Here is a 12,375-nt window from a genome sequence, read left to right as displayed (position 1 = left end):
GAAACTATCTAAAATCACATATGGTTACTTTATTGGTTTTTAAATAAATAAAATCATTATAATGTTTTTTAATTCAATTAAAAATAAAATAAGTCCCAGCGGGACGTTGATATTTATATAAAATCTATTAATTTTTTTTAAAGTACCTCATTGGGGTGATATTTAGAAAGGTAAGCATATAATGCTCTGCTGGAGCTTTAAATCGATGAGTTGTAATATTGACTATAAGTATTATGCTTTTCTGGAGCTTGTGTAGGGTATTTACTCAATTTTATTTTTATAATGTAGTGCAGAGAGTTAAAGTATATTTACTTTTGTGTCTTATAGTAGGATAGAATAAGAAGAAATGGAAAATTTGATTATCAGAAAAATAATAAAAGAAGACAATCAGGCTGTGGCGCAATTAATAAGGGCAGTTTTTGATGAGTTGAATATCCCGAAAGTAGGAACAGCATATGAAGATCCGTATTTAGACTTTATGTTTGAAGAATATAATAAGCCTAAATCAGTTTATTATGTAGTTGAAAATAATGGTAAAATCGTAGGATGTGCAGGGATTGCTCCTTTAGAGAATGAAGCGCAAGTAATTTGTGAGTTACAAAAGATGTATTTCTTGCCTGAAACCCATGGCTTAGGAATAGGAAGTAAAATGATGGACAAATGCTTGGAAAGTGCTAAAAAATTTGGTTTCGAAAATTGTTATATCGAAACAATGCCTTTTATGCATGCAGCTCAAAAATTATATAAAAAATCAGGTTTTGAATATCTTGATGCTCCAATGGGGAGCACGGGTCATACTTCATGCCCAGTATGGATGTTGAAAAAACTATAAGCGTATGAAAAAATTAGTTGTTGGAATTGTTTTAATTTCAATCCTATTGTCGTGTAAAGATTCTAAAGAAGTAAAAACAGAAAAAACTGTTGGAGTTAGTGAAAAACCAAGTGTAAAAGATTCTGTTCAAAAAGAAGAAGAAGTTTCGGTTGTAGATTTTAAAAACGACTTTGATATTTTGTTACCTAGAAGTTATAGAAGTTACGAAGGAGAAAATCCTGCAGGTTCTTTAACTAAAGCATGGATTGACTTATATGAACAGGATGGGGAGTATTATTTAGGGAAGGCTGATTTTAAAATAGAAAAAGGATTCGATGAATGTTCTGGAGATTCTTTAATATCAATTATTCCTAAAAACAAATCAATCGTTTTTATGGATTATTCTGGTTTAAAATTAGGGAAAATAAAGTCTTTAAAAATTAATAAAGACAAAATATGGCCAACCGAAAAAGTGACTTATACATTTAATAATATCAATTATACTTTGCGCGCGGAAGGTAAAGTGCTTTCTTCAGGAATAGTTTCTACAGATGATAATAAAGAAGAGATCTTTAAAAAGGTTGAAAACTATAAGCTTTATCTAACTGCGGGAAATACTACTGAAAAATTACTTTTAACAGAGCAGTCGTTTAATGATACATTTGTAGTATTGCTTTTTGCAGGAGATATTGATGGTGACGGAAAATTAGACTTTGTTTTTAGTGCCAACAGAGATTATGAAGAGGAAAGAGTGATTTTGTTCCTGTCGTCAAAGGCTGAAAACAGTGAGGCGATAAAGAAAGTTTCTGAAATTGCAGTGCAATTTGATTGCTAATTACACTTGCTTTTAATAACAAATATAAAAATGAAAATAAAACAATACAGAACGCAATTTATTCAAGAGCTTTCGGGGATTTATGATGCTTTGGAAGTGGAGAGTTTTTTCTATTTAATTTTAGAAGAGAAACGAAATCTCAAACAAATAGATTTGGCTTTAAATCCTGATTTGTCTTTTTCAGATGAAGAAATTGTAGATTGGAATAGGTTGGTTACTGAATTAAAAAAAGAAATCCCGATTCAATATTTGTTAGAGAAGACTAATTTCTATGGATTGGATTTTGAGGTAAACTCAAATGTTTTGATTCCGAGACCAGAGACAGAAGAGTTAGTAGAGTGGATTATAAAAGAAAATTTAAAGGTTGGGAAATCCAAAAGTTTAAAAATTTTGGATGTAGGTACAGGAAGCGGCTGTATTGCAATTTCGTTGGCTAAGAATCTTCCCAAGGCTCAGGTTTTTGCGATCGATGTTTCGGAAGGAGCTTTGGCTACAGCCAAAAGAAATGCTGTTTCTAATGAAGTTGTAGTTACTTTTTTGCATCAAAATATCCTGAAAACAGAAGATTTAATGCAGGAATTTGATGTTATAGTTTCGAATCCACCTTATGTTCGAAATTTAGAAAAAGAAGAAATAAAGAAGAATGTCTTGGATAATGAGCCTCATTTGGCTCTTTTTGTAGCTGATAATGATGCGTTGATTTTTTACAGGAAAATAGCCGAATTGGCACAGAAAAATTTAGTAAAAAATGGAAGTCTTTACTTTGAAATCAATCAGTATTTAGGGAAGGAGACAGTTGAATTACTTGAAAATTTAGGCTTTAAAAAAATCGAATTACGCAAGGATATTTATGATAATGATAGGATGATTTTTTGTATGAAATAAATTTTTTGTTTTGTGAAAAGTGAAAAGTAAAATGAGAGTTTCCTGCAAGTTTCTTTGAAATCTTAGAGGAAATACTGCGACTGCGACTGTAAACTGAATTATTCGTAGCGTAAAGCTTCAATAGGATCAAGTTGGGATGCTTTTATTGCAGGGTATAATCCAGAAACTATAGCAACAATAAAACTTGTAGCAAATGCGGCAAAGATTGCTACCCACGGAATTACGAATACAAAATCCATGGCCGATGAAATTCCGTAGCCAATTAAGATTCCTAAAATAATTCCGACCAATCCGCCTAATTGCCCGATGAGTAAGGTTTCGATGAAAAACTGAACAGCAACAGTTATCTTTTTAGCGCCTAGGGCTTTACGAACGCCGATTTCGCGTGTGCGCTCTGTTACGGATACAATCATGATATTCATTAAGGCGATTGATGAGCCTAAAATAGTAATGATACTAATGGCCCATGAAGCCAAACCAAGGTATTGTGTGATACTGAGGATGCGATTAATAAGGTCATCGCTTCGTACTACTCCAAAATTATTATCGCGCATTGGACTTAATTTTCGAACTCGACGCATAGTACTTGTTGCGTTGTCTATAGCTTGGTCTAGTAGTTCTTTTTTAGAAACCATTACACTTATGGTATAGTTTATATTTGGGGCAGTAAACAAAGAACGGGCTACTTGTATAGGAATTAATACGCGTAAATCCTGACTGTTCCCAAATGTAGATCCTTTTTCTTTTAACACACCAATAACTTTGAAACGTGCTCCGCGGATAGAAATAATTTTATCAATTGGATTTACATCTTTTAGTAATCCTTTCATGAAATCAGAACCCAATATACATACATAGGTATTGTTTTCGATATCAAATTGATTGAAGGTTCTTCCTATACTAGTTTCCAGACCCGAGTTACCAATGAAATGCTCATCGACACCTATAACTTTAATTTCGGGATCGGTTTTAGTGGATAGGTATTTTACTTCGGCGGTAGAAGTTGCTGTAAATGAAAGTGATGTTTCGGTAAAAGGATACTTGAATTTGTTTTTGAAAGCGACAGCTTCGGGATACGAAATAATAGGGTTGATGACTTCTCTTTCGTTTCCGCCGCGGTTTCTTACTTCGTTTTCATACTGATTAATATTGAAGGTATTTGCTCCCATAGAAGCAAAATCGGTAGAAATAGTGTTTTCTAAAGCCGAAACTACAGTTAGGATTCCAACTAAAGCAGTGATACCAATTGCAATAATTAAAACGGTAAGAATCGTTCGTAATAATTGTGTTCGAATCGAACCAAATGCAATTCGGATATTTTCTTTGAATAATTTTAGCATCATACTAGTTTGTCACGAAAATACAATTTTTGTTACAAGTTTGTTTTAGAAGAGTCATTATTTATTTTAAAAAATGAGATATTTGCACTCAATTAGAATTTAAGATTTCGAAAGTAAATCTAAAGTCTAAAATCAGCAATCTAAAAATATCAAAGAGAAATGGCTTCGAAACCAAGTATTCCACAAGGAACAAGAGATTTTTCGCCTGCAGAGGTGTCAAAACGTCAATATATTATTCAAATCATAAAAAATAATTTTGAGAAGTTTGGTTTTCAACCTATTGAAACACCATCTTTTGAGAATTCCGATACTTTAATGGGGAAATATGGTGAAGAAGGTGATCGTTTGATTTTTAAAATATTGAACTCAGGTAATTTTTTCTTCAATAAAAGCAAAATTGAATTACCTGAATCTATAGAGTCTCTACAAGTTAATTCTGCTGAAAAAATTGATATCAATGAAAGAATTGAGTTGAATAAATTTACAGGAAAAATTTCTGAGAAAGCATTGCGTTACGACTTAACAGTTCCGTTTGCGAGATATGTGGTGCAGCACCAAAACGAAATTGAATTTCCTTTTAAAAGGTATCAAATTCAACCAGTTTGGAGAGCTGACAGACCTCAAAGAGGGCGTTACAGAGAGTTTTTTCAATGTGATGCCAATGTGGTTGGCTCTAAATCATTATGGCAAGAAGTTGAATTGGTACAATTATATGATACTGTTTTTACTTCTTTGGGTTTAAGTGGTGTGACAATAAAAATAAATAACCGAAAAATATTATCTGGAATTGCTGAGGTTATTGGAGCTTCAGATAAATTAATTGATTTTACAGTAGCGCTGGATAAGCTTGATAAAATAGGTGAAGATGGTGTGAAAAAAGAAATGATGGAGAAAGGAATTTCGGAAGAAGCACTTGTAAAAGTTCAGCCATTATTTAGTTTTACAGGTACTATTTCGGATAAAATTAATCAGCTTTCAGATCTATTAGCTTCTTCTGAAGAAGGAATGAAAGGGGTAGAAGAATTACGATTTATATGTGATAATGTTTTAAATTTAGGTTTGTCTACTGCAATTTTGGATTTGGATGTTACACTTGCTCGTGGACTGAACTATTATACAGGAGCAATTTTTGAAATAGCTCCACCAAAAACTGTTGCTATGGGTTCTATCGGTGGTGGTGGAAGATATGATGATTTAACTGGTATTTTTGGATTGAAGAATATGAGTGGTGTTGGAATCTCTTTTGGCTTAGATCGTATTTATTTGGTACTTGAAGAATTACAATTGTTTCCAGAAACTGTTGCAGCAACTTCTAAAGCATTATTTATAAACTACGGTGATAATGAAGCGTTTTATGCGCTGAAAGCAATTCAGGAATTAAGAAAAGAGAATATAAAAGTAGAGTTGTATCCAGATAATGTAAAGGTTGGAAAGCAGTTTCAACATGCTGATAAGCGTGCGATTCCTTTTGCTGTTATTGCAGGAGAACAAGAAATAGAATCAAATTCGTACTCACTTAAGAATTTATTAACAGGCGAACAGGTTTCAGTTGATTTAGAAGGATTGAAAGCAGCTTTATTAGCGTAAGCGTTTAAGTACAAAGTATGCAATGATTTAATTTTACTCAGGAAAATACAAAGTTCGCAAAGCCAGATCAACAGAAAGCTTTGCGAACTTTGTGTTTTTTATACAATCATATTTTTAAAATCTTGGCGGCCTTTGCAGTTATTTTGTAAAGTTTTTGTTTTGAATAAAGAATGTGAAATTTACAAAGTTCTGGAGGTGATTGTGTTAGTGAATTCTAGCGTTTGTCAGCTTAAATCTTTTTTAAATTTGCGAGAAATAATTGGTAGAAAAGAAAAAAAAGCGTTTAATTTGCGGCCTTAAGTTACGGGCGTAGTTCAAGGGTAGAATAGCGGTCTCCAAAACCGTTGATGGGGGTTCGAATCCCTCCGCCCGTGCAAAAAAACATATTAAATAGCAATAGTTATTAATTATCAGAGGCTTTCATAGGGCTAAAGGTAAAACATAAAAAAAGCTTCGTCTAATAATAGGCGAAGCTTTTTTAATATAAGGTAAAGTTGAATTAATAATTTATTATAAAGCCGAAGCTAACCTTAAATTCAATTTTTGATAGGTAATAATTGTTTATTTGTAATTACTTCAAATGTATTTATTCTAGATTGCAATTTTCTTAAAATTATATTAATTTTTTGAGAATATGCATGCTTTAAATGTGTTAATTAGCCGTTGAGTAAAATGTAATTTTGTCAAAAGGTGACAATTTGACATTTTATAAGATTTGGCAGTACTTTTGCAATCCATAGAAAAGAATAAAAAAATGAAGTTTAAGAATATTTTTAAAAATAAAAGTAATATGACTACGGAGAATACAGAAATCGATCAAGAAATAGATGACGTAACGTTAGAGAATAATGCCAATGGCGAACAAATTATTATTGAGGAATTAAGTGTAGAAGAACAATTAGCTCAAGACTTAGCCAAAGAAAAAGATAAATTTTTGAGGTTGTTTGCTGAATTTGAAAATTACAAAAAAAGAACTTCAAAAGAAAGAATGGATTTGTTTAAAACCGCTAATCAAGAGGTGTTGTTAGCAATGCTTCCTGTATTAGATGATTTTGACAGAGCGTTAGTAGAAATCAACAAATCGGATGATGAGCTTTTGGCAAAAGGAGTAGAGTTGATTTACGACAAGCTAAAAACTACATTAGTAGCAAAAGGATTGGAGCAGGTAGAAGTAAGAGCAGGTGATGCATTTAATGCGGATTTTGCTGAAGCAATTACTCAAATTCCAGCGCCTTCAGATAAATTGAAAGGTAAGATTGTTGATGTACTTGAAAAAGGATACAAATTAGGAGACAAAATTATTCGTTATCCTAAAGTGGTCATTGGAAACTAAAATAACAAATTATAAATCCCAAACCCCAAATAGATAGTTTTGAATCTTCAGAATTGAGTTATTTATTGGGTTTTGTTTTTTGGAATTTAAATAATTATGAAAAAAGATTTTTACGAAATATTAGGCATTTCAAAAAATGCGGATGCTGCCGAGATCAAAAAAGCGTACCGTAAATGTGCGTTAAAATATCATCCAGATAAAAATCCGGATAATAAAGAGGCAGAAGAGAACTTCAAATTGGCTGCAGAAGCATATGAAGTTTTAAGCGACCCTAATAAAAAAGCCAAATACGACCAATATGGGCACCAAGCCTTTGATGGTTCAGGTGGTTTTGGAGGTGGTGGACATGGAGGCATGAATATGGATGACATATTCAGTCAGTTTGGCGACATCTTCGGAGGCGGATTTGGTGGTTTCGGCGGCGGCGGTGGCGGAGGCCCTCGTCGTACTAAAGGAAGTAATCTTAGAATTAAAGTTAAATTAACTTTAGAAGAGATTGCAAATGGTGTTGAGAAAAAAGTAAAAGTAAAACGTAAGGTTCAAGCCAAAGGGGTTACTTATAAAACATGTTCTACATGTAATGGTCAAGGGCAGGTAATGCGTGTGACTAATACTATTTTAGGTAGAATGCAATCCGCTTCGACTTGTCCAAGTTGTGGAGGTTCTGGTCAGATTTTAGATAAAAAACCTGCCAATGCAGATTCGCAAGGAATGGTTCAAGAAGATGAAACGGTATCAATCAAAATTCCTGCAGGAGTTGTTGATGGAATGCAGTTAAAAGTTTCTGGTAAAGGAAACGATGCGCCAGGAAATAGCGTACCTGGTGATTTAATTGTTGCAATTGAAGAACTTGAGCACGAATTACTGAAGCGTGAAGGAGAAAATTTACATTACGATTTATATATAAGTTTTCCAGAAGCTGTTTTAGGTATCTCAAAAGATATTGAAGCAATTAACGGAAAAGTACGAATTAAATTAGAAGAAGGAATTCAGTCTGGGAAAATTCTGAGATTGAAAGGAAAAGGAATTCCAAGTATCAATGGATACGGAAATGGAGATTTATTAGTACATGTGAATGTTTGGACGCCAAAAACATTAAGCAAAGAGCAAAAACAGTTCTTTGAAAATGCTTTAAATGACGAACATTTTACCCCGCATCCTGAGAAAACGGATAAATCATTTTTTGAAAAAGTAAAAGATATGTTTTCATAAACAATCTTAATCTTTTATAAAACGTTATAATTAATTTACAAACCCATCTTAAACTTTGTTTAAGATGGGTTTTTTTTGTAACAATATGAAGTATTCGCTACTAATTATTTACTTTTACACACGCGGTGCCAAAAAGGCCAAATTGACTTAGTAAATCCAAAAAAAAAGCATGAGCAACTTACTCGAAGTACATAATGTCGTAAAACAATACGGCGATTATGTTGCGCTTAACGAAGTTTCATTAAATGTTCCTAAAGGTAGTATTTACGGACTGTTAGGACCCAATGGAGCAGGAAAAACATCACTTATACGAATTATAAATCAGATTACCTATCCAGATAGTGGAGAGGTAATTCTTGATGGCGAAAAATTAGACCCAAAACATGTTCAACATATTGGATATCTTCCTGAAGAAAGAGGTTTGTATAGTTCTATGAAAGTAGGAGAGCAATGTTTGTATTTGGCTCAGATGAAAGGATTGTCTAAAGCCGAAGCTAAAAAACAATTGGAATATTGGTTTGATAGATTAGAGATACAAGGATGGTGGAACAAAAAAGTTCAGGAATTGTCAAAAGGAATGGCACAGAAGATCCAATTTGTAGTTTGTGTATTGCATAAACCAAAATTGTTGATTTTTGATGAGCCATTTTCAGGTTTTGATCCCGTTAATGCCAATGTCATAAAAGATGAAATTTTGGCATAAAAGAACAAGGGGCGACAATTATTTTTTCGACACATCGAATGGAGAGTGTAGAGGAGCTTTGTGACCATATTGCTTTGATTCATAAATCGAATAAACTAATTGAAGGAAAATTGGTTGATGTAAAAAGACAATTTAAGACAAATAGTTTTGAGGTTGGTATATTGACAAATAACGTCGAAGGTTTGATGTATGATATTACGCAAAGATTCACTGTTTTACCTGCAAATTTTAAATCATTAGGAGATGAATTAAAACTAGAAATTCAAATAAATAACGCCACTCCAAATGAATTATTGAATATATTGACACAACGCGGACAAGTGACACATTTTGTTGAGAAAATTCCAAGTGTAAACGATATTTTTATTCAAACAGTAACGAAATAGATTGTTAGACTAGCTTGGATTTTTGGACTACTTAGATTAATCTTAAAATCTAATAAGCCCAAGAAAGTCTAGTGAAATCAAAAAAAATGAATAATCAAATAATCTAAGCAAGTCTAAGTAGTCTAAAAATCTAACAATCTAAAATAAAAAATGAGTATTATATCATTAATTATAAAAAGAGAATTTATTTCTAAAGTTCGTAATAAGTCATTTGTTGTAATGACTTTTTTAAGTCCGCTATTGTTTGTTGGGATAGCTGCTTTTATCGGATATTTAAGTTCTATGAAAGCCGAAACAAAACGTATTGCAATTCATGACGAAACGGGTTTGTTTGCTTCGCAGTTTACAAAGCAGAATGCGAAAAATATTGAATTCAGATATCTCGATTTATCAAAAGTGCCATTACAATCTTTAAAAGATAGTATTGCTAAAGAAAGTTTAGATGGATTGCTTTTGATTCCTAAAACAGATAAAATAAAAGATTTAGAGAGTAAAATCGAATTTATATCGAATAATAGTCCGAGTATCTCTTTTATAGAAAACACACAAAATACAATTGCAGACGAGATTACCCGAATTAATTTTCAAAAGGCAAATTTAGATACATTAGCTATAAAAAATGCTCAGGCTAATGTAAATATACATCTTGCTAAAGCATCGGGAGAGGAAAGCTTAAAAGGGCTAAACGAAATAAAAATTGCTATTGGAGGATCATTTGGTTACTTAATAATGATGTTTATCGTTATTTATGGTAATATGGTTATGCGAAGTGTAATCGAAGAAAAAACCAATAGAATTATTGAGATTATTATTTCATCAGTAAAACCTTTTCAGTTAATGATGGGTAAGATAATCGGAACTTCATTAGCTGGGTTATTACAGTTTTTAATTTGGGCAGTAATAGGATTTGCTTTAATGTTTGCAGCATCAGCATTTTTTGGTGTAAATGTTGGTCCAACGGCAAAGATTCCGCCAGAGTTAATGCATGCAGCTCAAAAGGAACTTATAGGAACAGCACAAATGTATATCAATGAATTATGGAATTTGCCAATTGCAAGTATCTTAATAGGATTTGTGGTTATTTCATAGGAGGTTATTTTTTATATAGTTCTTTTTATGCAGCTATTGGTGCAGCAGTTGATAATCAAACTGATTCACAGCAATTTCTTTTGCCTATTATTATGCCTTTGATTTTGAGTGTTTATATTGGTTTCTTTACTGTGGTGAATGACCCGCATGGGACTATTGCAGTAGTGTTTTCGATGATACCGCTAACCTCACCGATTGTTATGTTAATGCGACTTCCATTTGGAGTGCCTTGGTGGCAAATAGTTATTTCAGTAACTTTATTGTTTGCTTCATTTTTTGCAGTAGTTTGGTTTGCTGCCAAAATTTATCGCGTAGGAATATTGATGTATGGTAAGAAACCTACATGGAAAGAATTATATAGATGGCTTAAATACTAATTTTTTAAAGCTACTAAAATTCTAAGTTAGAGTAGCTAAGTTTTTATCTTCCTAAATCAATACTTAGAATCTTAGTAACTTTAGAACCTCAGAACTTAAAAAAAGATATAGAGCAACAAAGGGACAAAGGCTTTAGGCTTTGTGCCTTTTGTTCTTTTTACCAGTGTGGTTAAACTAAAATAATAATAAAGCTGTGGGATTATAAAGCGACAAAGATTTTAAACTTTGTACCTTTGTGCCTTTGCAACTTAGAACCTCAAAAAAAAATGAGTAAAATACTAATTATAGAAGACGAAGCAGCTATTCGTAAGTACTTACCAAGATACTATCAGAAGAAAATGATAGCTATCAGGTGGAGGATAGCAGAAGATGGTATTTCGGGACTTGAAAAGATAAAAAATAACGATTACGATTTGGTTTTGTGTGATATCAAAATGCCAAAAATGGATGGTGTTGAGGTATTGGAAGAAGTGAAGAAAATCAAACCTGAGATTCCGATGGTTATGATTTCTGGCCATGGTGATATGGAAACAGCAATTCATACAATGCGTTTAGGAGCATTTGATTATATATCAAAACCGCCAGATTTAAATCGTTTGTTAAATACAGTCCGTAATGCTTTGGACAGAAAAAAGCTTGTTGTTGAAAATAAGATTTTAAAGAAAAAAGTAAGTAAGAATTATGAAATGATCGGTGATAGTGAAGCTATTAGTCATATTAAAATTATGATTGATAAAGTAGCTGAAACTGAAGCAAGAGTTTTAATTACAGGGCCTAATGGAACCATTAGGAAAAGAACTGGTTGCACATCAACTGCATGAAAAAAGCGGACGTTCTAATTATCCTTTAATTGAAATTAATGTGCTGCGATTCCTAGCGAATTAATCGAAAGTGAGTTGTTCGGACACGTAAAAGGTGCTTTTACATCGGCTGTAAAAGACAGAGCAGGTAAGTTTGAAGCAGCTGACAAAGGAACCATATTTCTAGATGAAATTGGGGATATGAGTCTTTCGGCTCAAGCCAAAGTATTGCGTGCTTTACAAGAAAGCATGATTACAAGAGTAGGAGCTGAAAAAGACATAAAAGTAGATGTTCGTGTGGTTGCTGCAACGAACAAAGATTTAAAAATCGAAATTGCAGAAGGACGTTTCCGAGAAATTTATATCATCGTTTGGCTGTGATTTTGATAAAAGTTCCGCCTTTGAATGATAGAAGAGAAGATATTCCTGCTTTGATTACTCATTTTGTTAAAAAATAGCATTAGAGCAAGGAAATGCTGTTAAGTTATTTTCGCCAAACAATACAATTTATTGCAATTATGATTGGACAGGAAACATAAGAGAATTAAGAAACGTTGTAGAACGCCTAATCATATTAGGTGGAAGCGAAATTTCTGAAACAGATGTAAAAATGTTCGCAAGCAAGTAAATGCTTTGCGCAACTGGCTTTAAGCTATACGCTTTAAGCGAATGAAAATTACAAATAATTTTTGCTTGAGCATACTGCTTAAAGCTTAAAGCATTAAAAAGATGAAACTAAAAAAAATAAACGAAAAGTTACAGGAAGCATTAATTGAAAACGGTTTAACCGAAGCTAATGCGATTGCAGCAGGAAACTTTTTACGTTAAAGAGCGGAGTAGATTGTATTATTGTTGCTCCAAAAGGAAGTGGGAAATCAACAACGATTGTATTGAATGTTATTCAGCAATTGGCAGGTAAAAATGAAGAATCACCACGTGCTTTGATTATTGTAGAAGACAAAGCAAAGGTGCTGCCTCCCTAACAACAGGAGCATGTATTAACCTTAGCAATACGTA

The 12,375-nt window shown here is 32.8% G+C and carries 11 protein-coding genes, 1 tRNA gene and 2 pseudogenes; 13 read left to right on the top strand and 1 reads right to left on the bottom strand.

The window, feature by feature from the left end:
* The first annotated feature begins 346 nt into the window (after positions 1–346).
* From AC1RYN_RS14550 to prmC, 3 genes are read left to right on the top strand one after another with little or no spacing between them, the layout of a single operon-like run.
* The gene (locus AC1RYN_RS14550; protein WP_481807531.1) at positions 347–832 is read left to right on the top strand and encodes a GNAT family N-acetyltransferase; all 486 of its coding nucleotides are present in this window, start codon (positions 347–349) and stop codon (positions 830–832) included.
* Positions 833–836: 4 nt separating this feature from the next.
* Positions 837–1,646, top strand: coding sequence for a hypothetical protein (locus tag AC1RYN_RS14545; RefSeq protein ID WP_481807530.1), 810 nt, complete (start codon positions 837–839; stop codon positions 1,644–1,646).
* Positions 1,647–1,676: 30 nt separating this feature from the next.
* The gene (gene prmC / locus AC1RYN_RS14540) at positions 1,677–2,531 is read left to right on the top strand and encodes a peptide chain release factor N(5)-glutamine methyltransferase (RefSeq protein WP_481807529.1); all 855 of its coding nucleotides are present in this window, start codon (positions 1,677–1,679) and stop codon (positions 2,529–2,531) included.
* Positions 2,532–2,629: 98 nt separating this feature from the next.
* On the opposite strand, the gene AC1RYN_RS14535 is transcribed toward prmC, so the two are convergent.
* A complete protein-coding gene (locus AC1RYN_RS14535; RefSeq protein WP_481807528.1) occupies positions 2,630–3,874 on the bottom strand; it encodes an ABC transporter permease in 1,245 nt (414 codons plus the stop codon).
* A gap of 156 nt (positions 3,875–4,030) precedes the next feature.
* Here AC1RYN_RS14535 and hisS point away from each other — a divergent pair, with 156 nt between their 5' ends.
* From hisS to AC1RYN_RS14485, 10 genes and pseudogenes are all read left to right on the top strand, one after another.
* On the top strand, positions 4,031–5,458 hold the full coding sequence (gene hisS, locus AC1RYN_RS14530) for a histidine--tRNA ligase (RefSeq protein WP_481807527.1): 1,428 nt from the start codon (positions 4,031–4,033) through the stop codon (positions 5,456–5,458).
* A 303-nt stretch (positions 5,459–5,761) separates the two neighbouring features.
* A tRNA-Trp gene (locus AC1RYN_RS14525) sits at positions 5,762–5,832 on the top strand.
* Positions 5,833–6,212: 380 nt separating this feature from the next.
* On the top strand, positions 6,213–6,791 hold the full coding sequence (locus tag AC1RYN_RS14520) for a nucleotide exchange factor GrpE (RefSeq protein WP_481807526.1): 579 nt from the start codon (positions 6,213–6,215) through the stop codon (positions 6,789–6,791).
* A 96-nt stretch (positions 6,792–6,887) separates the two neighbouring features.
* Positions 6,888–8,003 carry a molecular chaperone DnaJ gene (gene dnaJ, locus AC1RYN_RS14515; protein ID WP_129537502.1) on the top strand — a complete coding sequence of 372 codons (1,116 nt, stop codon included), beginning with the start codon at positions 6,888–6,890 and terminating at the stop codon, positions 8,001–8,003.
* Positions 8,004–8,172: 169 nt separating this feature from the next.
* Positions 8,173–9,092 (top strand): annotated as a pseudogene (locus tag AC1RYN_RS14510) (ABC transporter ATP-binding protein).
* Positions 9,093–9,242: 150 nt separating this feature from the next.
* Positions 9,243–10,558, top strand: a pseudogene (locus tag AC1RYN_RS14505) (ABC transporter permease).
* A 266-nt stretch (positions 10,559–10,824) separates the two neighbouring features.
* Positions 10,825–11,379 (top strand): sigma-54-dependent transcriptional regulator, encoded by a 555-nt coding sequence (locus AC1RYN_RS14500; RefSeq protein WP_481807525.1) that lies wholly within the window; start codon positions 10,825–10,827, stop codon positions 11,377–11,379.
* Between the two features lie 75 nt (positions 11,380–11,454).
* Entirely contained in the window at positions 11,455–11,739 is a 285-nt protein-coding gene (locus tag AC1RYN_RS14495) for a sigma 54-interacting transcriptional regulator (RefSeq protein WP_481807524.1), read from the top strand.
* Positions 11,740–11,812: 73 nt separating this feature from the next.
* Complete coding sequence (locus AC1RYN_RS14490; protein ID WP_481807545.1) at positions 11,813–11,986, top strand: AAA-type ATPase lid domain-containing protein; 174 nt, start codon at positions 11,813–11,815, stop codon at positions 11,984–11,986.
* A gap of 217 nt (positions 11,987–12,203) precedes the next feature.
* On the top strand, positions 12,204–12,341 hold the full coding sequence (locus AC1RYN_RS14485; RefSeq protein WP_481807544.1) for a hypothetical protein: 138 nt from the start codon (positions 12,204–12,206) through the stop codon (positions 12,339–12,341).
* Positions 12,342–12,375 lie beyond the last annotated feature (34 nt).

The sequence above is a fragment of the Flavobacterium sp. TC780 genome (assembly GCF_056783245.1).
Note: the sequence above shows the minus strand (reverse complement) of the source record. Positions and strands in the feature narration are given on the sequence as shown.